This window comes from Cellulosimicrobium cellulans (genome assembly GCF_006539945.1).
GTDB classification, from domain to species: Bacteria; Actinomycetota; Actinomycetes; order Actinomycetales; family Cellulomonadaceae; genus Cellulosimicrobium; species Cellulosimicrobium cellulans.
Genome location: NZ_BJNZ01000023.1, coordinates 19,115 through 44,436, shown reverse-complemented (window position 1 = coordinate 44,436; position 25,322 = coordinate 19,115). Strand labels below are relative to the sequence as shown.

The window sequence follows — 25,322 nt, the reverse complement described above, 5'->3', positions numbered from 1 at the left end:
CCCCGCCTCTCGAAAGTGCTCCCCGTGGCCTCCCTCTCTCACTCCCCGTCGGACGCGGTCGCTCACGCCGCCGGCGGTCCCCTGGACGGCGACCGGATCGTCGTCGTCGGTGCCGGCATGACGGCGCACCGCCTGGTCGCGGGCCTGCGTTCGCGTGACCCCGAGGGCGCCTGGTCGCTCACGGTGATCGGCGACGAGCCGCACGAGCCCTACGACCGCGTGCACCTCTCGGAGTGGTTCGACGCGCGCGACGCGCAGGCGCTCACCCTGGATCGCGCCGTGTGGGACGACCCGCGCGTCACCCTCGTCACGGGCGACGCGGTCGCGTCGCTCGACCGCACGGCGAGCGTCGTGACGACGCGTTCGGGCCGCCAGGTCCACTACGACCGCGCGGTGCTCGCGACGGGCTCGTGGGCGTGGACGCCGCGCGCGGAGGGCACGGACCTGCCGGGCCTGTTCACCTACCGCACGCTGGACGACGTCGAGCGGCTCGCCGAGTGGGTGCGCCTCCGCGAGCGGGCGCTGGGCCGGGCGGTGCGGGGCGTCGTCGTGGGAGGTGGCGTGCTGGGTCTCGAGGCGGCGGCGGCGCTCCAGCGCCTCGGCGCGGAGGCCACGGTCGTGGAGTTCGCCGACCGGCTCATGAGCGTCCAGCTCGACCAGGGCGGCGGCGAGATGCTGCGCCTGCTGATCGAGGACCTCGGTGTCACGGTGCGCACGGGTGCGGGCGCGCACCGGTTCCTGCCCGCGGGCGACGGGTCCGTGGGCTCGGTCGAGCTCACCGACGGTTCCGCGCTGCCCACGGACGTCGTCGTCTTCTCCGTGGGCATCCGGCCGCGCGACCGTGTGGCGCGCGAGGCGGGCCTCGCGATCGGCGAGCGCGGCGGCGTCGTCGTCGGCGAGGCGTGCCAGACGTCCGACCCGGGCGTGTGGGCGATCGGCGAGTGCGCGTCGGTCGACGGCGTGTGCGCGGGCCTGGTCGCGCCGGGGAACGACATGGCGGACGTCGTCGTGGACCGCTTCCTCGGCGGCGAGCGCGTGCACCGACGCGCCGACGACGGCACCAAGCTCAAGGGCGTGGGCGTCGAGGCGGCGTCGTTCGGCGACGTCAACGCGGTGAGCGCGGGCGCGCTCGAGGTCTCGTTCGTCGACCCGATCCACCGCCGCTACCGCAAGCTCGTGCTCTCCGACGACGCGACGACCCTGCTGGGCGGCGTGTTCGTCGGAGACATCGAGCTGTACTCCGCGCTGCGGCCCCTCGTGGGCCGCCCGCTCGGCGCCGACCCGGCCGCCGTCATCGCGCCCGACGGCGAAGGGCTGGCGGACACCGAGCTGCCCGACGAGGCCGTCGTCTGCTCGTGCAACAACGTGGACGCCGGGACGGTCCGCTCGGCCGTGACCGAGCACGGGTGCCGGACGATCGGGCAGGTCAAGGAGTGCACGACGGCCGGCACGGTGTGCGGGTCGTGCGTGCCCGCGCTCACCAAGCTGCTGAACTCGGAGCTGTCCCGGGCGGGCGTGACGGTCTCGGACGCGCTGTGCGAGCACTTCGCGATGTCCCGCGCCGCCTTGTACCGGCTCGTCCGCGAGGAGGGGCTGCGGACGTTCACCGAGGTCGTCGCGGCGCACGGGACGGGGCGCGGGTGCGCCGTCTGCCGCCCGACGGTCGCGTCGATCCTCTCGACGCTGCGCCGCGGCCACGTCCTGGAGGGCGAGCAGGCCGCGCTGCAGGACACCAACGACCACGTCATGGCGAACCTCCAGAAGAACGGCACGTACTCGGTGATCCCACGCATGCCCGGGGGAGAGGTGCGCGCGGACCAGCTCCTGGAGTTCGCGAAGGTCGCCGACGACTTCGGTCTCTACGTGCGTGTGACCGGCGGTCAGCGCCTCGCCATGTTCGGCGCTCGCCTCGACCAGCTCCCGGAGATCTGGCGGCGCCTGACGGCCGTCGGGTTCGAGTCCGGGCATGCCTACGGCAAGTCGCTGCGCACGGTCAAGACGTGCGTCGGGCGCACCTGGTGCCGGTTCGGCGTGCAGGACTCGTCGGCGATGGCGGTGCGGCTCGAGCTGCGCTACCGCGGCCTGCGCTCGCCGCACAAGATCAAGTTCGGCGTCTCGGGCTGCGCGCGCGAGTGCGCCGAGGCGCGCGGCAAGGACGTCGGCATCATCGCGACGCACAAGGGCTGGAACCTCTACGTCGGTGGCAACGGCGGCGCGCAGCCGGCACACGCCCAACTGCTCGCCGAGGACCTCGACGACGAGACGTTGTTGCGCTACGTCGACCGGTTCATCATGCTCTACGTCCAGGAGGCCGACCGCCTGCAGCGCACGGCGCCGTGGGTCGCGGAGCGTGCGGGCGGGCTGGACGAGCTGCGCCGCGTCGTCGTCGAGGACTCGCTCGGCATCGCGGACCAGCTCGAGGCCGCGATGGCCGAGCACGTGCGCGACTACGAGGACGAGTGGGGCGCGACGCTCGCCGACCCGGCGAAGCTGCGCAAGTTCACGCCGTTCGTCAACGCGCCCGAGGCGATCGACGGCGACCTCGCGTTCGTCCCCGAGCGCGGGCAGGTCCGTCCCGCGGACGAGGGCGACGCCGTCGCCTACCCCGACCCGCGCGCAGCGCGCGACGTCGCGCTCGTCGCGGCCCGTGCCGAGCTGGAGGACGCCCGATGAGCACGTTCGTCGACATCTGCGCGCTCGACGACCTCGACCCCGAGCGCGGGGCCGGCGCGCTCCTGGGCGGCACCCAGATCGCGGTCTTCCGGCTCGCCGACGGCACCGTGCGCGCGGTCCAGCAGCGGGACCCGTACTCCGGTGCCAACGTCATGTCGCGCGGCCTCGTCGGCACGCATCGCGTCACCGGCGACGACGGCGTGGAGCGCGACGTCGACACCGTCACCACTCCCATGCTCAAGCAGGTGTGGGACGTCGACACCGGCGAGGTGCTCGACGCCGGGGGCAAGGACCGCAGGCCGCTGGCCGTCTTCGCGGCGCAGGTGCGCGACGGTCGCGTGTTCGTCGCCGACGCGCCGCGTCCCGCCGCACAGGGCCGCTGATCCATCGCCGCCCACCACTCTCGCCTCGCGGTGGTATGACTGGTTATACTCGACGCATGAAGACTGCGATCTCCGTACCCGATCGTGAGTTCGAGCGGTTCGAGCGAGTGGCGGCCCGGCACGGGATGAACCGCTCGGAGTTCTTCCGACGCGCAGGCGAGAGGTTCGCCGACGAGCTCGAGGGCGGCAGCGATCTGACGGCACTGGCGGATGCTGCGCTCGCGGACGCCGGCCAGCCGTCCGAGGACGGCCTGTTCCTCGCTGCGTCGGAGCGCGAGATGTCGCGCGGGACCGAGTGGTGATCTCCCGCGGGGATGTCGTCTGGGTGGACTTCGGGCAGCCTCGCGGGAGCGAGCCCGCGAAGACGCGCCCCGCCCTGATCATTCAGGAGGACTGGCTCCTCGCCTCGACGATCAACACGGCGATCGTCGTCCCGATGACCTCGAACCTCCGTCTCGAGTCGTTCCCCGGGAACGTCCTCGTCCCCGCGGCTGCGTCGGGGCTGGACAAGGACTCCGTCGCCGTCGTCTCGCAGGTTGGGCCCGTGAGTCGCGAGTTCCTCGATCCGTACCCGGTCGGGCACCTGCCGGGATACCTGATGTCGAAGGTATCCGACGGCGTGCGCCTGGTCCTCGGGCTGTAGCCGGACCGCGCATGGCGACGTGACGGTCGCCCTCCGCGCTCGATCGGCGAGGGTTTGTCGATCACGGCGGCACGACACGCACACCGGCGGTTCCCCGCCAGGCCGACGGCGATCGCCTAGCCTGGCGCCATCCCGTCAGCAGGCGCGGACCACGCGCCGCGCGTCGCAAGGGAGCCGCGGGTGCGCGTCCTGCTCGTCATCGACCAGTTCGAGGATCCCACCAACGGGACCACGATCTCCGCGCGTCGCTTCGCCGTCGCCCTGCGTGAGCGCGGCCACGAGGTCCGCGTCGCGTGCTGCCGAGGCGCGGCCCGCCCAGGTGGCGCCGCACCCGAGAACCGCGCGGACGGCGGCGTCGTGCACTACCGGCTGGAACCCCTCGGCGTCCCGGGCTTCAACCGCGTGATCGCAGGCCAGGGCTGGGTCCTCGCCAAGCCCGACGACGACGTGCTGCGCGACGCCCTGGGCTGGGCCGACGTCGCGCACGTCATGTCGCCGTTCTGGCTCGGCTCCCGGGCCAAGCGCCTCGCGGACGCGCTCGGCGTCCCGTCCACCGCCGCGTTCCACGTGCAGCCCGAGAACGTCACCTACAGCCTCGGCCTGGGACGGGTCGCGCCGCTGAACCACCTCGTGTACGCGGTGTTCCGGCCGTTCTACGACCGGTTCGGGCACGTCCACTGCCCCAGCCGGTTCATCGCCGGGGAGCTGCGCGACCACCGGTACCGGGCGGCCCTGCACGTGGTGTCGAACGGCGTCGACCCCGGGTTCGTCCCGCGCCCGCTCCCGAGGAGCGCCGACCTGGCCGGCCGGTTCGTCATCACCATGACCGGGCGGCTGTCGCGCGAGAAGCGGCAGGACGTGCTCCTCGACGCCGTCGGCCGGTCCCGGCACGCCGACCGCATCCAGCTCGTGCTCGCCGGGCGCGGTCCGCTCGCGGAGCGGTACGCCCAGCAGGGCGCGTCGCTGCCGCACCCGCCGCGGATCGGCTTCCTCGCCCAGGACGAGCTCCGGGACGTGCTGGCCATGAGCGACCTGTACGTGCACGCCGCCGACGCGGAGATCGAGGCGCTCGGCTGCCTCGAGGCCGTCGCGACCGGCCTCGTCCCGGTGATCTCCGACTCCCGCGCGTCGGCGACCGGGCAGTTCGCGCTCGACGAGCGCAGCCTCTTCCGCGCCGGGGACGCCGCGGACCTCGCGCGCGCGATCGACTACTGGGTCGAGCACGACGAGGAAAGAACCCGCATGGGTCCGGCCTACGCCGCGGTCGGCCGGGAGCACGCGCTCGACGTGTGCGTCCCGCAGATCGAGGAGATGCTGCGCCAGGCGGTCGTCGAGGGAGGTGGCTCGGCCGACGACGCGACGGTCGACGGGGACGACGCAGCGGACCGCGCGCCCGGGCGCTCGCATGAGCGCTGACCGCGGTCGCGGGTCCGCGACGACGCGGCTCTGGAGCCGCTTCGACGCGGTCTTCTTCGACGTCGCCATGGCCGTCGTGCGCGGGTACGGGTACGTCGTCCACGGGCTGCGGGTCACAGGGCGCGAGCACCTCGCCGCCGAGCACGGTGGGGTCGTCACGGTCGCCAACCACGTGCACTACCTGGACGGCCCGTGGGTCGCCGGGCAGTTCCGCAGCCGGCGCGCCGCCGTCGTCTCCCAGCCCTCGAACTTCCACCTGCCCGTGGCGGGCGTCCTCGTCAGCCACCTGCTCGCGGTCCCCTTGCCCCGCGGGCCGGGAGAGCTCTCCGCGTTCGAGGCGCGGCTGCGCCGGACCCTCGATGCCGGCCAGGGAGTCCACTTCTTCCCCGAGGGCGAGCTGGTCATGTACGACACGACGTTGCGGCCGTTCCGGCGCGGCGCGTTCGTGTACGCCTGCCGTCTGGGCGTGCCGGTCGTGCCGATGGTCTTCACCTACGGCCGACGGCCGTGGTGGCGCCCACGGCCGCCGATCCGGCTGACGATCCTCCCGGCCGAGCATCCCCGCGGCGCCGCTCCCGCGGACGTCGCCGAGCTCCTCGCGCGCTGCCGGGGGGCGATGGAGTCGGTCGCCGCAGGGGCTCCCGACGACGCCGTCCGGCGGTGACGTCCGGGCCTACAATCGCTCGTCCCGGCAACGAGGCCGGCAGCACCACCGAAGGAGTCCCGACACCCATGCTCGCCGCGTGGGGCGCGCTCGCCCTGCTCACCCTCGTCCACCTCGCCGCGCAGCTCGCCGGCGCATCGGCGCTCGCCGACATGTCGCAGTGGTTCCTCATGCCCCTCCTCGCGGGCTGCCTGTGGCTCGCGACGCGACGCACGGACGGCGACGGACCGGCCCGGCGTTCGCGGTTGGTCCGCTTGACGCTCGTCGCGCTGGGTTTCTCGTGGCTGGGCGACACCGCCCCCGACCTCGCCGACGGAGACGCCGCGTTCCTCGTCATGGTGGGGTTCTTCCTCTGCGCCCAGGTGACGTACTCGCTCGCGTTCTGGCCCTACCGCGCGGGATCCGTGCTGCGCCGGCCGCTCGCGCTCGCCCCCTACCTGCTGGCGTTCCTCGTCCTCGTCGCCGCGTGCGCGCCGGGCGCCGGGGCGCTCCTCGTCCCCGTCGTCGTCTACGGCGCGTGCCTCGTGCTGATGGCTGTGACGGCGACGGGCGTCGACCGCCTCGCGGCCGTCGGCGGCGCGGTCTTCCTCGTGTCCGACGCGCTCATCGCGCTCGACGCGTTCGCGCCCTGGTACGCCCTGCCCGCGCAAGGCTTCTGGGTGATGCTCACCTACGTCGTCGGGCAGATGCTCCTCGTGCTCGGCGTGCTGCGCCGGGAGCGTGCGGGGGCGGTCCCCCTCGCGGAGAAGGGTGGCGCCGCGTGGGCGTCGACGTGACGCTCGCCGGTCCCTGCTGAGCCGGTTCCTGCCGAGCCGAGGCTCAGGCGTCGAGCGAGCGGACGACGCGCGCGGGCGTGCCGACGACGACGGCGCGTGCGGGGACGTCCCGGGTGACGACGGAGCCGGCCCCGACGACGGCGTCGTCCCCGATCGCCACGCCGGGGAGGACGGTCACGTTCGCCCCGAGCCACACGTTGCGGCCGAGGACCACGGGCGCGGGGTGCATGTCGGCGCGCCGGGCGGGGTCGAGGTCGTGGTTGAGCGTCGTGAGGACGGCGTTGTGCCCGATCAGGCAGCCGTCCCCGACGACGATGCCGCCCTGGTCCTGGAACCGGCAGCCGGAGTTGATGAAGACGTCCCGGCCGAGGGTGATGTTCTTGCCGAAGTCGGCCGTGAACGGCGGGAAGAGGGTCACGGACTTGTGCACGGGCCTGCCCGTCAGCTCCGCGAGGAGCTCGCGGACGCGCTCGGGCGAGCGGTACGCGCCGTTGAGCTCGCCGGCGATGCGCAGCGCCTCCTGGCTCGTGCAGTGCATGACGGCGTGCAGCGGCGAGCCGCCGGAGATCGTCCGCCCGGCGTCGAGCTCGGCCAGCAGGTCGTCCAGGTCCATGGGTCCCTCTCAGTCGGTGCGGGCCGGCGCGGCGTCCGAGGCCTCGGTGGCCGCCCACGACGCGAGCAGGCGCAGCGACTCCTCGGTCGGGGAGCCCGGCGTCGCGGTGTAGACGGTCATGCCGAGCCCGGGGTCGCCGTGCAGCTCGAGCGTCTGGTAGTGCAGCTCGAGGTCCCCGACGACGGGGTGGCGGAACGTCTTCTGTCCGGCGTAGTGCCGCCGCACGTCGTGGGACGCCCACAGCTCGCGGAACCGCTCGCTGCGCGTCGACAGCTCGCCCACGAGTGCCTGGAGGCGCCGGTCGTGCGGGCTGCGACCGGCCTCACGCCGCAGGATCGTGACGTTCGTCCACGCCGCGCGGTCCCAGTCGGGGTAGAAGTCGTGCGACGCGGGGTCGAGGAAGATGTGCCGCGAGAAGTTCGCCGGTCGCGTCGTCCCGGTGAGCATCGGTGCGTACATCGCGTACCCGAGCGCGTTGGCCGCGACGAGGTCCATGCGGTTGTTCTGGATGAACGCGGGCGCCGTCGTGATCGCGTCGAGCAGGTACTGCAGCTCGGGGCGCACCGGGGTGTCGCCGTGGCCGCGCTGCGGGCGGGCGCCGACGGGGTTGGCGGTACGCGCGAGGTCGAGCAGGTGCTCGCGCTCGGCCGCGTCGAGCAGCAGGGCGCGCGCCACCGACTCGAGCACGACGTCGGACACGCCCCGTAGGTTCCCGCGCTCGAGCCGCGTGTAGTAGTCGACGCTCACGCCCGCGAGCCGCGCGACCTCGTCGCGACGCAGCCCCTCGACGCGTCGGCGGCCGCCGAACGTCTCGATGCCCGCCTGTTCGGGCGTCACCCGGGCCCTGCGGCTCATGAGGAACTCGCGCACCTCGGAACGGTTGTCCATGGCCTCCACGTCTTTCACGGTACGTCGGGACGACGGCGGGTCGCGCAGGCGGGAGGATCGTGACCCTCCCGCCGGCGTGGTCGCATCAGCCCGGGTACTCCTGCAGGGCGAGGAGGTCGCCCCACGTCGTCTCCGGCTCGTCGGCGCCCGGTGCGGGCGCCTCCCAGAGCGCGAGGTGGCACAGGAAGCTGTCACCGGTCGCGCCGTGCCAGTGCCACTCGCCCGGGGGTGTGTAGACCGTGTCGCCCGGTCGGAGCTCGACGACCTCCTCGCCGCGCGACTGCACGTAGCCGTACCCCTCGGTGACGTGCAGTGTCTGCCCGACGGCGTGCCGGTGCCACGCGGTGTGCGCGCCCGGCGCGAAGCGCACGAGGTTCAGGCGCGACCGGGACGGCTCCGTGCCCGCGTAGTAGGCGTTGAACCAGACGTCGCCGGTGAACCACGCGACGGGTCCCTTCACGGTCGGCGTCGTCGGCTGCCTCTCGGTGCTCATGTCTTTCCTCCTGTCAGGGTGCGGGTCAGAACGCGACGATCGTCTTGAGGGACTCGCGGCGGTCCATCGCGGCGTAGCCCTCGGCGATGTCGTCGATCGCGACGGTCTTGTCGAACACCCGGCCGGGGTCGATCTCGCCGCGGAGCACCTGGGGGATCGCGTCCTCGAGGTACGCGCGGACGGGCGCAGGCCCGCCGGTGAGGGTGATGTTGCGGCCGAACAGCGAGCCGAAACCGACCGGCGCGTCCTCGTACTGCGGCACGCCGACGCGGCTGATCACGCCGCCCGCGCGGACGACGCCGTACGACTGCTCGTAGGCGGGCATGTGCCCGACGGCCTCGAGGACGACGTGGCTGCCCAGGCCGTCGGTGAGGTCGAGGATCCGCTGGATCCCCTCGGTGCCGCGCTCGGGGACGACGTCGGTCGCGCCCCACTCGCGCCCCAGGTCGGTCCGTGACGTGTGCCGGCCCATGAGGATGATGCGCTCGGCGCCCATCTGGCGTGCGGCGAGCACGGCGCTCAGCCCGACCGCGCCGTCGCCGATCACGGTGACGGTCGTCCCCGCGGACACGCGCGCCATGCGCGCCGCGTGGTAGCCGGTGAGGTAGACGTCCGAGAGGGTGAGCAGCGAGGGCAGGAGCGGGCTCGTCTCGTCGACGTCCGGCACGGCGACGAGGCTGCCGTCGGCGAGCGGGATGCGCGCGAGCTCGGCCTGCTGGCCGCCCACGTCGCCGGGGTTGCCGTAGAAACCGCCGTGCGGGCACGCGGTCTGGAAGCCGTCGCGGCACACGGGGCACGTGTTGTCCGACCACGCGAACGGCGCGATGACGAGGTCGCCCGGGCGGACCGTCGTGACGGCCGACCCGGTCTCCTCCACGACGCCGACGAGCTCGTGCCCGATCGGGACGCCCTGGTCGGTGTGCGGCATGGAACGGTAGGGGTGCAGGTCGGAGCCGCAGACGCACGCGCGCACCGCGCGCACGATCGCGTCGGTCGGCTCGACGATCGTCGGGTCGGGACGGGTCTCGACGCGGACGTTGCCCGCGCCGTAGATGACGGTGGCCTTCAAGGAGCTCTCCGTTGCCGAGGGGTCTGTGGTCGTGACCATTCGACACCGGGTCGTCGGCCGGCTGGGAGTCCCGCTCCAACAGGGGTCTGGCAGTACCTGTCTCCGGCCGCGCCGGCACCGTCACGGGGAGGGTCGGGCTCCGAGATCGATCGGGAGCACCTCGCCGGGGTCCGGGTGGTCGTCCGCGACGGCATCGACGTGCACGAGGACGAGGGCGACGTCGTCCTGGGCGCCGTGGGGCACGAGGTCCGCGAGGAGCGCGTCGAGCAGCTCGTGCGGCGGCACGTCGCCGAGCGCCTCGACGCGGGCGGGGAGCTCGTCGAGCACGTCGCGCAGCGAGCGGTCCCGGCGCTCGACGAGTCCGTCGGTGTAGAGCACGAGGGCGTCGCCCGGGTCGAGCGAGGCCTCGTGCTCCGCCCGCCCGCCGCCGAGGCCGATCCCGAGCATCGGTGCGGGGCGCGCCTCGAGCAGGTGCGCGGTGCCGTCCGCACGGCGCACGACGGGCGGCACGTGCCCGGCGCTGGCCCAGCGGAGCCGCCGACGGGCGTCCGGCCCGGGAGCCCCGATCCGTGCGACGGCGACCGTCGCCAGGGCCTGGAGCCCCAGACCCTCGGCGGTCTGCTCGGCGGCGTCGAGGGCGGCCGCCGGGCCCGCGTCGGTCGCGAAGGCGACGGAGCGCAGGACCCCACGCAGATGGCCCATGTGCGCGGCGGCGGCGACGTCGTGCCCCGTCACGTCGCCGACGACGACGGTCGTGTCGCCGTCCGGGTGCGCGAACGCGTCGTACCAGTCCCCGCCCACGTGGACCTCGGGTACCGCGGGCCGGTAGCGGACGTCGATGGCCAGACCCGGGATGTCGGGCGGCGGGGTGAGGATCGAGTCCTGGATCGCGAGCGAGGCGCTCCGCTCGCGCGTGATCGCCTCTGCGTAGCGGTCGACCGACGAGCCGAGGAGCAGCGCCTGGTCCACGAGCGACATCTCGTCGGGGCACTCGGTCACCTCGCCCCGGCTGGTCTCCGGCGCCGCGGGCCCGCGCGCCAGGACGACGCTCGTCACGTCCTCCGCGCGGTGCACCACGGCCGACACGCGACCGCCCGTGTCGAGGACGGGGAGGTTGGTCGTGATCCACCAGTGCTCGGTCCACCCGCCGTCGTGGCGGCGCAGGTCGTACCGGTGCGGCCCGATCATCTCGAGCCGTCCCGTGCGCGCGACCCGCTCGAGCGACCGGACGACCCGCTCGACGGAGCTGCCGTCGGGGCCGTGGGCGGGGAACACGTCGAGGTAGCGGCGGCCGACGACGGCGCTCGCGGGCAGGCCGATGGTGCGCAGCAGCGACTCGTTGGCGTCGAGCACCGTGAGGTCGGGAGAAAGCACCGCTTTGGGCGCGGTGAGCGCGGAGAAGACGGCGTGGTAGTCGACCGGACCGGTGGCCCCGTCCGCGTCGCGAGGCGTCCGGACGGCGCCCCCCTGGTTCCCAGCCATACCTCGAGCCTGCGCCCATCGCGGGCACTCGCAAGGGCGGGCGACCTCCACGGGCCGCTCGGAGCGCCCGACCGCCGGCCGCAGCCGCCGGGCGCGGGCTACCCGACGGCCGTGACCGGCGATGCCAGCGGCGTGCCCGACCCGTCGCGGCGCTGGTCGACCTCGGGCAGGTCGACGGCCTGGCCGCCGGAGCCCGTGGCACGCGCGGGGCCTTGCCCGACCCACGCGAGGATCAGCGCGTCCTCGCCCTTGAGGAACCGCTGCGCCCGGACGCCACCGGTGCCGCGGCCCTTGCCGGGGTAGAGCTCGTACGGCGTGACCTTGCCGGCCCCGGTCTGGGTGCCCGCGAGGGCGCCCGACGACCCGGCGACGGTGACGACGACCCCGAGGTCGCGCACGTCGGCCGGCACGACGCCGAAGAACGCGACGCGGTGACCGTCCGCGAGCCGGATCCCGGCCATGCCGCCCGCCGCGCGGCCCTGGGGGCGCACGGCCGACGCGTCGAAGTGCAGGAGCGACGCGTCGGAGCTGACGAACACGACCTCGTCCGCGTCGGTCGCGGGCGCCGCGCCGACGACGGTGTCGCCGTCCTTGAGGCCGATGACCTCCCAGTCGTCGCGGTTGTTCGGCACGTCGCCCGGGAGCACGCGCTTGACGACTCCCTGCGCGGTGCCGAGCGCGAGCGGGGGAGCGTCGGCGTCGAGCGACGCGATCGTCACGGCCTCCTCGCCCGGCTCGAGCCCGACGACCTCGCCGAGCGGCACGCCGCCCGACAGGCTCGGCGCGTTGTCGGTCGGCGGCAGCGCGGGCAGGTCGAGCACGGACACGCGGACCATGCGCCCGCGGCTCGTCACGAGGCCGACCTCGCCGCGCGCCGTCGTGCGCACGGCGGCGCGCAGCACGTCGTGGGCCGCGCGGGGCCCGGTGCGTGCGGGCTCGGTCTCGTCGCTCGTGCGCGCGAGCAGGCCTGTCGCGGAGAACAGCGCCCAGCAGGGCGTGTCCGCGACCTCGAGCGGCACGGCAGCGGTCGTGGTCGGCGCGGCGCCGGCCGACTCGAGGAGGATGGTGCGGCGCGGGGTGCCGTACGTCTTGGCGACGTCCGCCATCTCGCCCGAGACCACGGCCCGCAGCCTCGCGTCGCTGCCGAGGATCTCCTGGAGCTCCTCGATCTCGCGGCGCAGGGTCTCCTGCTCCTTCTCGAGCTCGATGCGGGAGAACTTGGTGAGGCGGCGCAGCTGGAGCTCGAGGATGTACTCCGCCTGCGGCTCGGACAGGTCGAACACGGTCTGGAGGCGTCCGCGGGCCGTCGCGGTGTCGTCGGACGAGCGGATCACCTGGATCACCTCGTCGATGTCGACGATGGCGATGAGGAGGCCGTCCACGAGGTGGAGCCGCTCGGACCGCTTGCGCAGCCGGTAGGCCGAGCGTCGGCGGACCACGTCGATCCGGTGGTCCACCCAGACCGTGAGCATCTCGCGCAGGCCGAGCGTGCGCGGCTGCCCGTCGACCAGCGCGACGTTGTTCATGCCGAACGAGTCCTCGAGCGGCGTGAACTTGTAGAGCTGCTCCAGCACCGCCTCGGGGTTGAACCCCGTCTTCACCTCGACGACGATCCGCAGCCCGTGCTCGCGGTCGGTGAGGTCGGTCGCGGCGGTGATGCCCTGGATCTTCTTGCTCTTGACGCCCTCGGCGATCTTCTCGATCACCTTCTCCGGCCCGACGAGGTAGGGCAGCTCGGTGATGACGATGCCCTTGCGGCGTGGCGTGAGGTTCTCGACCCGCGCGGTCGCGCGCGTGCGGAACGTGCCGCGCCCGGTGCGGTAGGCGTCGCGCACGCCGTCGAGCCCGACGATCTTGCCGCCCGTCGGCAGGTCGGGGCCGGGGACGAACCTCATGAGCGCGTCGAGGTCGGCGTCAGGGTGGGCCACGAGGTGGCGCGCCGCGGCGACGACCTCGACGAGGTTGTGCGGCGCCATGTTGGTCGCCATGCCGACCGCGATGCCCGACGCGCCGTTGACCAGCAGGTTGGGGATCGCCGCCGGCAGCACCTCGGGCTGCTGGAGCTTGTTGTCGTAGTTCGGCACGAAGTCGACGACGTCCTCGTCGAGCCCGGCCGTCATCGCGAGCGACGGGGGAGCGAGGCGCGCCTCGGTGTACCGGGAGGCGGCGGGGCCGTCGTCGAGCGTGCCGAAGTTGCCGTGCCCGTCGACGAGCGGGAGCCGCAGCGAGAAGTCCTGCGAGAGGCGCACGAGCGCGTCGTAGATCGCCGCGTCGCCGTGCGGGTGCAGCTTGCCCATGACCTCGCCGACGACGCGCGCCGACTTCACGTGGGCGCGGTCGGGGCGCAGCCCCATGTCGGCCATCATGTAGAGGATGCGGCGCTGCACGGGCTTGAGGCCGTCGCGCGCGTCGGGCAGGGCGCGGGAGTAGATGACGGAGTAGGCGTACTCGAGGAACGACGTCTCCATCTCCGCCTGGACGTCGACGTCGACGATCTTCTCGTTCACCTCGGCCGGGTCGAGCGAGGGGGTCGAGGACTTGCGCGCCATGGGCCTGCGGGCTCCTGCCGGTCGGTGCGCCGCGAGGGCGCGGGATCTGTGCCGGCGTGCGCCGGCGGTGACGTGCTGCGGTTGCGTGCCGCACGCGAGGGTACGCCAACCCTCCGACACACCGGGTCGCGATGCTGTCGAGCGACCATTGTCCTCCCAGGTCGGGCCGGGGTGGCGCAGGCGCACCGCGCTCCGGACCGCATAGCCTGAGGGCGTGAGCGACGGCGGCGCAGCCGGGCACGGCCCGGACCGGTACCCGGTGGAGTGGGAGGCGGACGTCGTCCTGCGCGACGGGACGACGACGCACGTGCGCCCCATCCGCCCCGAGGACGCCGAGGCGCTGCAACGATTCCACGTGGGTCAGTCCGAGCGCTCGACCTACCTGCGCTTCTTCGCCCCCATGGAGCGGCTCTCGGAGCGCGACCTGGAGCGGTTCACGCGCGTGGACCACGTCGACCGCGTCGCGCTCGTCGCGGTCCGCCCGCGCGACGGCGCGGACGGCGGGGCGCCGGACGCGGAGACGGGGGAGGCGCAGGAGGACATCATCGGCGTCGCGCGCTTCGACCGCACGGGCACGAGCGAGGCGGAGGTCGCCTTCAACATCGCCGACTCGGCGCAGGGCCGGGGGCTGGGGTCCGTGCTCCTCGAGCACGTCGCCGCGGCGGCGCGCGAGCGCGGCGTGCGGCGGTTCACCGCCGAGGTGCTGCCGCAGAACGGCAAGATGCTCGCCGTCTTCCGCGAGGCCGGGTACGACGTGCGCCAGCAGATGGACGACGGGTTCGTCCAGGTGAGCGTCGACCTCGACCCCACCGAACGGTCGCGGGCCGTCATGGCCGATCGCGAGCACCGCGCGGAGGCGCGGAGCATGCAGGGTCTGCTCGGTGCGACGAGCGTCGTGCTCCTGGGACCCGGCGTGCCGCCGGGCGACGGGCCGGACCACGACGGCGCGCGTCTCGACCGCGTCCTCGCGCACCGCGCCCTGGCCGCGCTCGTGCGCAGCCCCGACGTGACCGTCCACGTGGTGGGAACCGGCGCGGACGTGCCCGACGGCGGGGCCGCGCCCCGCACGCACGCGTCCCTCGCGGACGTCCCCGGCCCCGTGGACCTCGCGGTCGTCGCCCTGCCGCCCCCGGACGCGATCGACGCGGTCCGCCAGCTCGCACGCCTCGAGGTGCGCGGCGTCGTCGTGCTCTCCGCGGGGTTCGCCGAGACCGGACCCGAGGGGCTCGCGCTCCAGCGCGAGCTCCTGCGCGTCGCGCACACGGCGGGACTGCGGGTCGTCGGTCCCGCGAGCTACGGCCTGCTGCGCACGGGCGAGACCCGAGAGCGGCCCACGCTCGCGGCGACGCTCGCCGAGGACCTGCCGCTGCCCGGCGTCGTGGGCCTGTTCAGCCAGTCGGCGCCCATGGCCGTCACGCTGCTCGCGACGACGGCGCGGCGCGGGCTGGGCGTGTCGTCGTTCCTCTCCGCGGGCCACCGCGCGGACGTGTCGGGCAACGACCTCATGCAGTACTGGCAGGACGACACCGCGACGCAGGTGGTCTGCCTGTACCTCGAGTCGATCGGCAACCCGCGCAAGTTCTCGCGCATCGCACGGCGGCTCGCGTCGGTGAAGCCCGTCGTGGTCGTCACGGCCGGGCGCTCCGGCCAGGTCGTGCCGCCGGGCCACGCCGTGCGCTCGACGCGCGCGCCGCGCCGCACGCTGGAGGAGATGCTGCGCCAGTCGGGCGTGATCCGGGCCGAGAACACGCACCACATGATCGACATCGCCCAGCTCCTCGCGCACCAGCCGCTCCCGCGCGGGCGCCGCGTCGGCATCCTCGCCAGCTCGGCGTCGCTCGCCGCGCTCGTCGCGGAGGCGTCGTCGTCGGCCGGGCTCGTCGTCGCGCGGTCGGACTTCCTGCCCGAGGACGCGTCGTCGGACGAGGTCGCCGCCACGGTCGACGCGCTCTACGCGCCCGACGCGTGCGACGTCGTCGTGGTGGTCCACGTCCCTGTGGTGCACCCGCGCCGCGAGGACGTCTCCCACGCCGTGGCGCTCGCGGCGGCCCGGACGGGCCGGACGACCGTCGCGAGCATGCTGGGGCTCCACGGCCTCACCGACGAGCTCTCCGCACCGGCCCCGGACGCGCCCGACGGCGGGGCGTCCGACGCCCTCCTGCGGGTCCCCGCCTACTCCACCCCCGAGGACGCGGTCGCCGCGCTCGGCGCCGTCGTGCGCTACGCCCGCTGGCGCGAGGGGGACCACGGGACGCCCGTGCGCCCCGCGGGCGTCGACGCGGGCCGCGCCCGCGCCCTCGTCGAGGGCGCCCTGGCGGGCAGGGAAGCCGTCGACCTCGACCCCGCGACGACCGCCGACCTGCTCGCGTGCTACGGCGTGCGCCTGTGGCCCGCACGCCGGGTCCGCACGGCCGACGAGGCGGTCGCGGCGGCGCGCGAGGTCGGCTGGCCCGTGGCGCTCAAGAGCACGGCGGCCGGGCTGCGCCACCGCGCGGACCTCGGGGGCGTGCGCCTCGACATCGCGGACGAGACCGAGCTGCGGTCCGACGTCGCGCAGATGCGCGAGGCGCTCGCGGCCGTGCTGCCGGGTGCGGCCGACCAGCCGTTCGAGGTGCAGGCGATGGCCGACGCGGGCGTCGCGTGCGTGGTCCGCTCGACGGAGGACCAGCTCTTCGGCCCCGTCGTGTCGTTCGGCCTCGCGGGCGACGCGGTCGACCTCCTGGGCGACGTCGCGTACGGCGTACCGCCGCTCACCGACGTCGACGTCGCGGCGATGGTGCGCTCGGTGCGCGCCGCCCCGCGGCTCTTCGGCTACATGGGCACGCACGTGGTGGCGACGACCGCGCTCGAGGACGTCCTGGCGCGGGTGTCGGTGCTCGCGGACGACCTTCCCGAGGTCCGCAGCCTCGAGCTGTACCCCGTCGTCGTCTCCGAGCACGAGGCCGCGGTCCTCAGCGCGCGCGTCACGCTCGCGGACGCCCAGCGTGCCGACGCGCTGCGTCGCGCCCTGCCCGGCTGAGGACCGGTCGCCCGTCCACAGGTGGCGGGGCGGGTGGCCGCGCCCGGTCGCAGGATGGGAGAATGCGCGGGTGCCCTCAGCAACCTCGAACCCCTGGACCGACCTGACGACCCAGCTCCACCGCGCCGGCTACTACCCGGAGCTCGTCGCGGACGTCCTCGACCTCGCGGTCGCGGGGGAGGAGATCGTCTCGCACCTCGTGCTCCCGGAGACGACGTTCGACGCGTCGGAGGTACGGCGCCACCTCACGGTGCTCGTGCTGACCCCCACGCGGCTCGTCACGGCGCACGTCGACGACCACCCGGCCGACAGCGAGAACCCGTCCGCGTCTGCCGCTGCCACGACCGAGTCGGTGCCGCTGGCCGAGGTCCGGTCCGTCTCGCTCACGCACGTCGTGGCCGAGCCGCACGAGCACCGCGCGGGCGCCGCTCCGCTCGAGGTGACGCTCGCCCTCGGCTGGGGCGCGGTGTCGCGCGTCGACCTCGAGCCCGCGGGCTGCGCGGACCCGAGCTGCGACGCCGACCACGGGCTCACGGGGCAGATCACGCCGGACGACGTCGTCGTCCGCGTGAGCGCCGAGGCGGAGGGCAGCGACGCCGTGCGCGCCGCGGTCGACTTCGCGCGCGCCCTCTCGCGCGCCACCGCGAGGCACAGCGCCCGGTGAGCGAGGCACGCACGGACGAGGCCCCTGCCACCCCGGCGCTCCCGGCGGGGTTCCTCGCGCCCGACCTCGGGCTCGGCGGCCTCGCCGCCGTGCTCCCGGGGGCCGCGGGGGCGCTCGGCGTCCGCTTCACGACCGCCACGGGCATCGGGAGCGAGGCAGCACGCTCGGCCCTCGACCTGCCGCGGGCCGAGCGCGTGTGCGTCGTCCTCGTCGACGGCCTGGGGCACGTCAACCTCGCGGAGCGCGCCGGGCACGCGCCGTTCCTGCGCTCGCTCCTGCCCGACGCGCGGGCGCTCACCTCGACCTTCCCCAGCACGACGGCCGCCGCGATCGGCGCGTTCGGCACCGGCACGGCCCCCGGCCGCACCGGCATGCTCGGGTACACGCAGCGCAACCCCGCGACGGGCGGGCTCGCCAACATGGTGTCGTGGGAGGGCGCGTCGGCCCCGGCGGAGCTCCAGCGCGAGACCCCGGTGCTCGAGCGGCTCGCCGCGGCGGACGTCTCCGTGACCTCGACCGGGCCGGCCCGGTTCGCCGGGTCCGGCATGACGGTCGCCGCCCTGCGGGGCGGGTCGTACGCCGCTGCCGAAGGGCTCGGGGCGCGCGTCGACGCCGCCGTGCGGGCCCTGTCCCGGCCGGGCCTCGTCTACCTGTACTGGGGCGAGGTGGACAAGGCGGGCCACCACCACGGCAGCACGTCCTGGCAGTGGGGCGACGAGCTCGAGGCGCTCGACCGCGAGCTCGCCCGGCTCGCCCGGTCGGTCCCGCGGGGCACGCTCGTGCTCGTCACCGCGGACCACGGCATGGTCGACGTCGACCCCGCGCTGCGCCGCGACGTCGCCACGGACCCGGTGCTCGCGCGGGGCGTCACGCTCGTCGGCGGCGAGCCGCGCGCGGTGCACGTCTACACGGAGCCGGGGGAGACGACCGCCGTCGCGTCGCGCTGGCGCGACGTCCTGGGCGACGACGCGCTCGTCCTGGTGCGCGAGGAGGTGCTCGCGCGCGGCCTGCTCGGGCCCGACCCGCGCCCGGAGGCGGTCGCCGCCGCCGGAGACGTGATCGTCGCGCTGCGCGGGCGGGCGACCGTCGTCGACTCCCGCACCCAGACGCCCGCGTCGCTCGCCCTCGTCGGTGTGCACGGCTCGCTCACCGAGCGCGAGATGCGCGTGCCGCTCCTCGTCGCCGCCACCTGACTCCTCGCGCCGCCCGGCGCCACCGCATGCCCTGGCGCGGCCCTGCCGCGACCCCCGCACCGACCGACCTCGCGAAGGAACGCCCGATGGCCGAGCTCGTCTTCTTCTCCGGGACCATGGACTGCGGCAAGTCCACCCTCGCCCTCCAGCTCGACCACAACCACGCCGCACGCGGCCGTCGCGGGCTGATCTTCTCCCGCAACGACCGGGCGGGGACCGACCGGATCTCCTCCCGGCTCGGGCTCGAGGTCGTGGCGCGCGAGGTCACGGACGACACCGACTTCTGGACGCTCGTGACGGCCGAGCCGGACCCGGTCGACTACCTCGTCTGCGACGAGGCGCAGTTCTACTCGCCGGCGCAGGTGGAGCAGCTCGCGCGGCTCGTCGACGAGACGGAGATGGACGTCTTCGCGTTCGGCATCACCGCCGACTTCCGCACCCGGCTCTTCCCCGGCTCGGCACGCCTCATCGAGCTCGCCGACCGGGTCGAGGTGCTCCAGGTCGAGTCGCTGTGCTGGTGCGGCCGGCGCGCGACGCACAACGCGCGCACGGTCGACGGGAGCATGGTCGTCGAGGGCGACCAGGTCGTCGTCGGGGACGTCGGGGCGGGCTCGGGCGAGGTCGGCTACGAGGTGCTGTGCCGCCGCCACCACATGCGCCGCATGACGACGGCCCTCGCGCGCCGCCAGGCGGCGTCCGACGGCCTGCCGCTCGACCTGCCGCGCTGACCCGGCGCCTGTGGCCGGGGTGCCCGGTCGGCGCGTGGGCGCCTACTCCGGGCGTGCTCCGAAGACGATCTCGTCCCAGCTCGGGACCTTCGCGCGCGAGCGGTTCTTCCCCTTGCGCGGCTCCCGCGCCGTCTGGGGACGCGCTGCCGGTGGCGGGTCGTCCGTGTCGGCAGGGGTGGCGCCGCCGCCCGAGCGCTCGTCGCGCAGGGGACGGTCGCCCGCACCGCCCTCCGGCTCCGAGCCCGCGTCGTCCCGAGCGCCCTCGAGCGCCGGCTCCGGCAGGCGCACCGCGTCGAGCGGACGGATCGTCGGGAGGTGGACGACGGTCGCACCGGCCGAGGTGGCCGCGTCGTCCCGAGAACCGTCCTGCGACCTGTCCCGGTCCGGACCGGCGCCGACCTGCGGGCCGAACCCCTCGAACGGCTCCTGCCCGTCGACCTCGACCGGCCCCGCCGGGGCCTTGCGCGGGCGCACCCCTCGGCGCAGGCTCAGGTCGTCGAGGAGCTCGGCCGTCCCGTCGTCGGCGGGCGGAGCGGCCGGGGGAGCGGCGCGGAGCCCCCGGCCGCGCCCCGTCGCGTCGACGTCGAACACCGCCACGGCCCCGGGCGTCGGGTCGCGCGGGGCGTCCGTCCCCGAGAGCCAGCGGGCCTCGTCGTCGAGCGCGTGGAGCGCGCGCGTCGCCGCGTCGTACTCCCAGCGCGCGGTCCGGCTGCCCGTCCCGACCTCGAACGCCGCCGTCACGACCCACGACGCCCCGGGCGGGCGCGCGGCGCTCCACTCCACGGTGTCGGGCTCGACGTCGCGCGCGGCGAGCCGCTGCGCGACGAGATCCCCGACGGTCGGCGAGTCCTCGTCGTGCCCCTGGCGAGAGGCGCGGACCCGCTCGACGACGTACTCCTGCTCCGCGACCACCGGGCCCGCGAAGCGGCGCACGCTCTCGACGCCGAGGCCTGCTGCCTCGGCGACCGTCTCCACGGACTCCCCGGCACGCAGCCGGGCCTGGATCTCGCGCGGCGCGAGGTTGCGCTCGCCCTCCGCGCGCAGGTGCTCCAGGTGCGGCCGGTCGCGTCGCACGGCCGCCCGCAGCGACTCGGTGATCGGCAGCGTGAACTGCGTGCCGCCCGTCGCGCGCAGGACGAGGTGCTCCCCGTCCTCGTGCAGTCTCACCAGCTCCAGCTCGTCCATGGACCCTCCCGTGTCGCCGCGCCCGGTGGCGCTCGCGGTGCCGCTCCGGATGCCTGCCCGGTCGCTCGCCCAGCCGCCCGGTGCCGGACCGCGAGCCGGTCTCCCGGGCTCGGCGGACCGCGACGCCCGCGTCACCGCTCCCTCGAGGGTGCCATCGTCCCACCCGCGAGCCGCGCAGCACGCGCGGTGTGCCGCGGACTCGGCGCCGGCTCGTCCGCGCCCCGGGCGCGGGTGGCTGGGATGATGCCGGGTGTGATCCTCGACCTCGTGCCCGGTGACGCCCTCGAGCTCGGCGGCGTGTTCTTCGCGGCGCTCTCGGGTGGGCTCGCCGCCGTGCGCAAGCGGTTCGACCTCGTGGGCGTCCTCGTGCTCGCGTGGGTCGCGGGCCTCGGCGGCGGTCTGCTGCGCGACGTCCTGATCGGCGCGATCCCCCCGGTCGGGATCTCGGACTGGCGCCTCGTCGCCGTCGCGGTGCTCGCGGGCGTCGTGACCTTCTTCTGGCACCCGCGCCTCGAGCGGCTCCGGCGGAGCATCATCGTCCTCGACGCGGGCGCGCTCGCGCTCTTCGTGCTCTCCGGCACGATGAAGGGCCTCGACTACGGCGTGGGCCCGCTCGCGGCGATCTTCGCCGGCGTCATCACGGGCGTCGGGGGCGGCATCCTGCGCGACCTGCTGACCAACGAGGCGCCGCTGCTGTTCCAGGACAAGCAGCTCTACGCGATCCCGGCGCTCGCGGGCGCCGCGCTGACGGCCGGGCTCGCGGAGGCCGGCGCGCTCGGCCTGCTGTCGCAGGCGGCGGTCCTCGCGCTCGTGTTCGGCTTCCGCCTCCTCTCCCTGCGCCTCGGCTGGTCCGCACCCGGTCCGTGGGAGGGTCGCACCGCACGCCGCGGGTCGGGCAGGATGTGAGCCGTGCGCCTCTTCATCGACGACCCCCGACAGCCCGACGACGTGACCGTGGCCGACCTGCGCGACCTCGCGGAGCGTCTCGCCCGCGAGGCGGGCGACCTCGTCCGTTCCGGTCGCCCCGACCGCGTCGAGGTGGCCGCCACCAAGTCGACGGCCACGGACGTCGTGACGCGCATGGACGCCGACTCCGAGGCGCTCCTGCGACGCGGCATCGCCGCGGCCCGCCCGGACGACGCCGTCCTCGGCGAGGAGGAGGGCGCCTCGTCCGGCACGTCCGGCATCACGTGGGTGATCGATCCCGTCGACGGCACGGTCAACTACCTCTACGGGATCGCGTCGTACGCGGTGTCCGTCGCCGCGGTCGTGGGCCCGCCGGACCCGCTCGAGTGGACGGTCCTCGCCGGCGCGGTGCACTCCGTCGTCGACGGGCGCACCTGGACCGCGGGGCTCGGGGCGGGCGCGACGGTGGACGGGCGCCCGGTCCGCGTGAGCGCCGAGACGGACCTGGGCCAGTGCCTCGTCGGCACGGGCTTCGGGTACGACGCCGACCGCCGCCGGGCGCAGGCCCGCGTGCTGGTCGACGTGCTGCCCCGGGTCCGGGACATCCGCCGCCTCGGCTCGGCGGCGATCGACCTGTGCCTCGTCGCCTCGGGCGAGCTCGACCTCTACTACGAGCGCGGCCTCAACCCCTGGGACATGGCCGCGGGCGCCCTCGTGGCGCACGAGGCGGGAGCGCGCGTCACAGGCCTGCGGGGCCGCGCCGCCGACCGCGAGATGACCGTCGCGGGGCCGCCCGAGGCGGTCGCGCGGCTCGTCCGGATCCTCGAGGACGCGGACGCCGACTCCGACGCCTGAGCGCGCCCGGCGGGGCTGGGAGCGTTCCCGCGTCCCCGGCGCGGACTACCCCGTGTTCGCCCGTGACGAACGACACCGGGCGGGCGGGGCGCCACAGGGTGCATCCCTCCCGGAAATGGTGCAGAATCCGGTGGCCCGCCGGGAACAATTCCGGTGCGCCGTGCATTGACCAGCGTGCAACGCCTCGACGACCTCGGGGCACGACACGTCACGGGGTGCCCCCCGCGCCCCGCACCTGTGCCGCCCGGCACGACCGGCCATCGCCGGTGGTCCCGGACGGGCACTGTCGCGATCGACGAATACTCCGGAGAGTGACCCCACAGATGGCAACAGACTACGACGCCCCCCGCAAGAGTGAAGAGGAGCTCAGCGAGGACTCGCTCCAGGAGCTCCAGGCTCGTCGCTCCGACAAGAGCTCGGGCGTCGTTGACGAGGACGAGACCGAGGCGGCGGAAGGTTTCGAGCTGCCCGGTGCCGACCTGTCCGGCGAGGAGCTCTCCGTCCGGGTCCTGCCTCGTCAGGCCGACGAGTTCACGTGCTCGAGCTGCTTCCTCGTGCACCACCGCAGCCAGCTCGCGTACGAGAAGAACGGGCAGCAGATCTGCTCGGAGTGCGCCGCCTGACCTGCACGACGCACGAAGGCCGCCGCCCCTGCCCCGGGGCGGCGGCCTTCGTCGTTCGCGGTGCTCGTGGGGTGTGCTCGTCGAGCCGCACCCGGCGCGCCGTCCCGTCAGGTCGCGCCCCGTCAGGACGCGCGCGCGGCCCGGATCGCGTCCGCGAGGCGCTGCGGGTGCCGCGTGGAGACGAGCCAGTAGGGCGTCGGGTCCTGCGGGTCGTCGAGCACGACGTGCACACCGGTACGGGCCCACGCGCGCAGGCACACGTAGGCGCGGGCGTCGAGGCGGGGGCCGAGCTGGACGCGCATCGCCTCCGGGTCGAGGGTCGTGACCTGGCCGAGCAGCGCGGCGGGGACGTGCGCGCGACCGGCACGGAGCTCGCCGTCGGCCACCGCGACGACCGGCGAGGTCGCCCAGAGACCGGCGACGCCCGCCACCGCGGCGAGCGCGCCCACGCCGAGCGCGATGGCGTGGCTCGCGGGCCACAGCGCGATCCCGAGGACCAGGGCGAACCCGAGGGCCGCGGCCCAGCCGCCGACGCCCGGGACGAGGCGCTCTCGGTACGGCGTCGCGCCCCCGGCACCGGGTGCCCCGGCGGAACCCGGGGTCGAGGAGGGCGTGCTGCGGTCGGCGGGGTCCGTCATGGGTCCATCATCCCAGCAGTCGGGGCGTCGCCCGACGTGCTCGCCGGGCCCGCCGGTGAGCACTAGGCTCTGCCGGGTGCCGAACCACCACCAGCCCGAGACCGGGGACGTCGACGTCCTCATCACGCTCCTCGACGACGTGCCCCTGCCGTCCTACGCGCACCCGGGCGACGCCGGTGCCGACCTCGTGACGACGGTCGACGTCGAGCTGGCGCCGGGGGAGCGCGCCGTCGTCCCGACCGGGGTCTCGATCGCGCTGCCCGACGGCTACGCGGCGTTCGTGCACCCGCGCTCCGGCCTCGCCGCGAAGCACGGTCTCACGGTCGTCAACGCGCCGGGCACCGTCGACGCCGGCTACCGCGGCGAGATCAAGGTGACGCTGCTCAACACGGACGCCCGCGAGGCCGTCGTCCTGCGGCGCGGCGACCGTGTCGCGCAGCTCGTCGTGCAGAAGGTCGAGCGTGCGCGCTTCGTGCAGGCCGAGCGGTTGCCCGGGTCGCACCGCGGCGAGGGCGGCTTCGGGTCGAGCGGCGGGTGGGCCGCGGCGACCTGACCGGTCGCGGACGGGCGGTCGGTGCGCGAGCCGCGCGCCCGTCGTCGCGCAGCGAACGTCGCACCACGACCGTCGCTGCGCGGGCTAGTGTGGAAGCAGTGCGGGGCGAGCGCCCCGTGAGGAGTCCCGGCCGAGGGCCGGGCAGGTGAAGGAGTTCCTCCGTGGGTCTGTTCCGTCGCTCCAGGTCGTCCGAGCCGACCGAGTCGCCCGAGCCGTCGGGCACGACGTCCGCGCCGGTCGACGACGACGCGCCCGTCGAGGCTGCGAGCGAGGAGAAGCCCGCGCGCGGGCCGTTCGACTCCTCCCAGGTCCCCGAGCGCGGGCCCCGTCTGGACCTGGGCGCCGTGTGGCTGCCCGGCGTGCCCGGCATGGAGCTGCGCATGGAGGTCGACAAGAAGACCCAGCGCATCACCGGCGTCGCGTGCGCCGTCGCCGGCTCCGGGCTCCAGGTGCAGGCGTTCGCCGCGCCCCGCACGGACGGCATCTGGGACGAGATCCGCGGAGAGATCGCCGCGTCGGTGACCAAGCAGGGCGGCACGGTCGACGACCTCCCCGGCCCGTTCGGCCGCGAGCTGCTCGCCCGCATCCCCGCGCAGACGCCGGACGGGCGTCCCGGCGTGCGGCCCGCCCGTTTCGTGGGCGTCGACGGCCCCCGCTGGTTCCTCCGCGGCGTGCTCACCGGCAAGGCGGCGGTCGACCCGGCCGAGGCACGGCTGCTCGAGTCCGTGTTCGCCAACATTGTCGTCGTGCGGGACCAGAGCCCGCGCCCGCCCCGCGACCTCCTCGCCCTGCACCTGCCGGGCAAGGGCCCGGCCGCCGCGGCGCCGGCGCCCGCCGGAGCCCCCGAGACGCCCTCGTTCGACCCGCTGACCCGTGGGCCGGAGATCACGGAGATCCGCTGACATGGCCCCCACGCTGCGGGACGCCTGGCGCACCGCCCTCGCCTCCCAGGAGGAGCTCGCCGCCGACGAGGAGCGCTCCGAGGCGGCACGGCAGAAGGGCTGCCGCGCCGTGTCCGAGCTGCCCAACCGCCGTCGGGCCAAGATCTCCGGCGTCCTGCGGTCCGTGGTGCTGCGTCCCCGCGAGGGCGTCCCGACGGTCGAGGTCGAGCTGTTCGACGGCTCCGGCGTCGTGGACCTCGTGTGGCTCGGCCGTCGACGCATCGCGGGGATCGAGCCCGGTCGCCGCGTCCTCGTCGAGGGTCTGGTGTGCGACGTCGACGGGCGTCGCACCATCTTCAACCCGCGCTACGAGCTCCTCGCCAAGCCGGGGGAGTGACCTCGCTCCCGCCGACGCGCGGCGGTGCCGT

General features: G+C 75.0%; 24 protein-coding genes and 2 pseudogenes. 17 read left to right on the top strand and 9 right to left on the bottom strand.

What is annotated here, in order from left to right:
• The first annotated feature begins 117 nt into the window (after nucleotides 1–117).
• The 7 genes from nirB to CCE02nite_RS15465 all read left to right on the top strand — a co-directional run bounded on the left by nirB (nucleotide 118) and on the right by CCE02nite_RS15465 (nucleotide 6,555).
• Nucleotides 118–2,673 carry a nitrite reductase large subunit NirB gene (nirB, locus tag CCE02nite_RS15495; protein ID WP_255318898.1) on the top strand — a complete coding sequence of 852 codons (2,556 nt, stop codon included), beginning with the start codon at nucleotides 118–120 and terminating at the stop codon, nucleotides 2,671–2,673.
• Nucleotides 2,670–3,056 carry a nitrite reductase (NAD(P)H) small subunit gene (locus tag CCE02nite_RS15490; protein WP_141390539.1) on the top strand — a complete coding sequence of 129 codons (387 nt, stop codon included), beginning with the start codon at nucleotides 2,670–2,672 and terminating at the stop codon, nucleotides 3,054–3,056. The genes nirB and CCE02nite_RS15490 overlap by 4 nt, the downstream gene beginning before the upstream one ends.
• Nucleotides 3,057–3,112: 56 nt before the next feature.
• Entirely contained in the window at nucleotides 3,113–3,358 is a 246-nt protein-coding gene (locus CCE02nite_RS15485; RefSeq protein ID WP_141390538.1) for a ribbon-helix-helix protein, CopG family, read from the top strand.
• Complete coding sequence (locus CCE02nite_RS15480) at nucleotides 3,355–3,699, top strand: type II toxin-antitoxin system PemK/MazF family toxin (protein WP_141390537.1); 345 nt, start codon at nucleotides 3,355–3,357, stop codon at nucleotides 3,697–3,699. Before CCE02nite_RS15485 ends, CCE02nite_RS15480 begins: the two co-directional genes overlap by 4 nt.
• A 180-nt stretch (nucleotides 3,700–3,879) precedes the next feature.
• Nucleotides 3,880–5,115: a glycosyltransferase gene (locus tag CCE02nite_RS15475; protein ID WP_141390536.1), complete on the top strand. Its 1,236-nt coding sequence runs from the start codon at nucleotides 3,880–3,882 to the stop codon at nucleotides 5,113–5,115.
• Complete coding sequence (locus CCE02nite_RS15470) at nucleotides 5,105–5,779, top strand: lysophospholipid acyltransferase family protein (RefSeq protein ID WP_141390535.1); 675 nt, start codon at nucleotides 5,105–5,107, stop codon at nucleotides 5,777–5,779. The genes CCE02nite_RS15475 and CCE02nite_RS15470 overlap by 11 nt, the downstream gene beginning before the upstream one ends.
• A gap of 68 nt (nucleotides 5,780–5,847) precedes the next feature.
• Entirely contained in the window at nucleotides 5,848–6,555 is a 708-nt protein-coding gene (locus tag CCE02nite_RS15465; RefSeq protein ID WP_141390534.1) for a lysoplasmalogenase, read from the top strand.
• 43 nt (nucleotides 6,556–6,598) lie between these two features.
• Here the strand turns inward: CCE02nite_RS15465 and CCE02nite_RS15460 are convergent, their stop codons facing one another.
• The 7 genes and pseudogenes from CCE02nite_RS15460 to CCE02nite_RS15435 all read right to left on the bottom strand — a co-directional run bounded on the left by CCE02nite_RS15460 (nucleotide 6,599) and on the right by CCE02nite_RS15435 (nucleotide 13,649).
• A complete protein-coding gene (locus CCE02nite_RS15460) occupies nucleotides 6,599–7,168 on the bottom strand; it encodes a DapH/DapD/GlmU-related protein (RefSeq protein WP_141390533.1) in 570 nt (189 codons plus the stop codon).
• A gap of 9 nt (nucleotides 7,169–7,177) precedes the next feature.
• A complete protein-coding gene (locus CCE02nite_RS15455; protein WP_141390532.1) occupies nucleotides 7,178–8,056 on the bottom strand; it encodes a helix-turn-helix transcriptional regulator in 879 nt (292 codons plus the stop codon).
• 85 nt (nucleotides 8,057–8,141) lie between these two features.
• Entirely contained in the window at nucleotides 8,142–8,549 is a 408-nt protein-coding gene (locus CCE02nite_RS15450; protein ID WP_141390531.1) for a (R)-mandelonitrile lyase, read from the bottom strand.
• Nucleotides 8,550–8,574: 25 nt separating this feature from the next.
• Nucleotides 8,575–9,165: pseudogene (locus tag CCE02nite_RS21310) on the bottom strand (zinc-binding dehydrogenase); the annotation flags it as partial.
• 57 nt (nucleotides 9,166–9,222) lie between these two features.
• Nucleotides 9,223–9,657: pseudogene (locus tag CCE02nite_RS21305) on the bottom strand (alcohol dehydrogenase catalytic domain-containing protein); the annotation flags it as partial.
• A gap of 81 nt (nucleotides 9,658–9,738) precedes the next feature.
• Nucleotides 9,739–11,100 (bottom strand): PP2C family protein-serine/threonine phosphatase, encoded by a 1,362-nt coding sequence (locus CCE02nite_RS15440; RefSeq protein WP_141390530.1) that lies wholly within the window; start codon nucleotides 11,098–11,100, stop codon nucleotides 9,739–9,741.
• Between the two features lie 98 nt (nucleotides 11,101–11,198).
• Nucleotides 11,199–13,649 (bottom strand): DNA gyrase/topoisomerase IV subunit A, encoded by a 2,451-nt coding sequence (locus tag CCE02nite_RS15435; protein ID WP_141390529.1) that lies wholly within the window; start codon nucleotides 13,647–13,649, stop codon nucleotides 11,199–11,201.
• Between the two features lie 214 nt (nucleotides 13,650–13,863).
• Between CCE02nite_RS15435 and CCE02nite_RS15430 the strand changes: the two genes are divergently transcribed.
• From CCE02nite_RS15430 to CCE02nite_RS15415, 4 genes are all read left to right on the top strand, one after another.
• Complete coding sequence (locus CCE02nite_RS15430) at nucleotides 13,864–16,668, top strand: bifunctional acetate--CoA ligase family protein/GNAT family N-acetyltransferase (RefSeq protein ID WP_141390528.1); 2,805 nt, start codon at nucleotides 13,864–13,866, stop codon at nucleotides 16,666–16,668.
• Nucleotides 16,669–16,738: 70 nt separating this feature from the next.
• On the top strand, nucleotides 16,739–17,332 hold the full coding sequence (locus CCE02nite_RS15425; protein ID WP_141390527.1) for a DUF5998 family protein: 594 nt from the start codon (nucleotides 16,739–16,741) through the stop codon (nucleotides 17,330–17,332).
• On the top strand, nucleotides 17,329–18,525 hold the full coding sequence (locus CCE02nite_RS15420; RefSeq protein ID WP_141390526.1) for an alkaline phosphatase family protein: 1,197 nt from the start codon (nucleotides 17,329–17,331) through the stop codon (nucleotides 18,523–18,525). The genes CCE02nite_RS15425 and CCE02nite_RS15420 overlap by 4 nt, the downstream gene beginning before the upstream one ends.
• An 86-nt stretch (nucleotides 18,526–18,611) precedes the next feature.
• Nucleotides 18,612–19,253, top strand: a complete 642-nt coding sequence (locus CCE02nite_RS15415; RefSeq protein ID WP_141390525.1) for a thymidine kinase — start codon at nucleotides 18,612–18,614, stop codon at nucleotides 19,251–19,253.
• A 42-nt stretch (nucleotides 19,254–19,295) separates the two neighbouring features.
• Here CCE02nite_RS15415 and sepH read toward each other — a convergent pair whose 3' ends face one another.
• On the bottom strand, nucleotides 19,296–20,438 hold the full coding sequence (gene sepH / locus CCE02nite_RS15410; protein WP_141390524.1) for a septation protein SepH: 1,143 nt from the start codon (nucleotides 20,436–20,438) through the stop codon (nucleotides 19,296–19,298).
• A gap of 252 nt (nucleotides 20,439–20,690) precedes the next feature.
• Between sepH and CCE02nite_RS15405 the strand changes: the two genes are divergently transcribed.
• The 3 genes from CCE02nite_RS15405 to CCE02nite_RS15395 all read left to right on the top strand — a co-directional run bounded on the left by CCE02nite_RS15405 (nucleotide 20,691) and on the right by CCE02nite_RS15395 (nucleotide 22,822).
• Entirely contained in the window at nucleotides 20,691–21,344 is a 654-nt protein-coding gene (locus CCE02nite_RS15405; RefSeq protein WP_255318895.1) for a trimeric intracellular cation channel family protein, read from the top strand.
• A gap of 3 nt (nucleotides 21,345–21,347) precedes the next feature.
• A complete protein-coding gene (locus tag CCE02nite_RS15400) occupies nucleotides 21,348–22,199 on the top strand; it encodes an inositol monophosphatase family protein (protein ID WP_255318894.1) in 852 nt (283 codons plus the stop codon).
• 323 nt (nucleotides 22,200–22,522) lie between these two features.
• Nucleotides 22,523–22,822, top strand: a complete 300-nt coding sequence (locus CCE02nite_RS15395; protein WP_047234722.1) for a DUF4193 domain-containing protein — start codon at nucleotides 22,523–22,525, stop codon at nucleotides 22,820–22,822.
• 122 nt (nucleotides 22,823–22,944) lie between these two features.
• Here the strand turns inward: CCE02nite_RS15395 and CCE02nite_RS15390 are convergent, their stop codons facing one another.
• The gene (locus CCE02nite_RS15390) at nucleotides 22,945–23,460 is read right to left on the bottom strand and encodes a DUF3093 domain-containing protein (RefSeq protein WP_141390523.1); all 516 of its coding nucleotides are present in this window, start codon (nucleotides 23,458–23,460) and stop codon (nucleotides 22,945–22,947) included.
• Between the two features lie 76 nt (nucleotides 23,461–23,536).
• Between CCE02nite_RS15390 and dut the strand changes: the two genes are divergently transcribed.
• The 3 genes from dut (at nucleotide 23,537) to CCE02nite_RS15375 (ending at nucleotide 25,291) form a co-directional block, all read left to right on the top strand.
• Nucleotides 23,537–24,013: a dUTP diphosphatase gene (gene dut, locus CCE02nite_RS15385; RefSeq protein WP_047234723.1), complete on the top strand. Its 477-nt coding sequence runs from the start codon at nucleotides 23,537–23,539 to the stop codon at nucleotides 24,011–24,013.
• A gap of 161 nt (nucleotides 24,014–24,174) precedes the next feature.
• Nucleotides 24,175–24,915, top strand: coding sequence for a DUF3710 domain-containing protein (locus CCE02nite_RS15380; RefSeq protein WP_141390521.1), 741 nt, complete (start codon nucleotides 24,175–24,177; stop codon nucleotides 24,913–24,915).
• Between the two features lies 1 nt (nucleotide 24,916).
• Nucleotides 24,917–25,291, top strand: a complete 375-nt coding sequence (locus tag CCE02nite_RS15375) for an OB-fold nucleic acid binding domain-containing protein (protein ID WP_141390520.1) — start codon at nucleotides 24,917–24,919, stop codon at nucleotides 25,289–25,291.
• The last annotated feature ends 31 nt before the right edge of the window (nucleotides 25,292–25,322 follow it).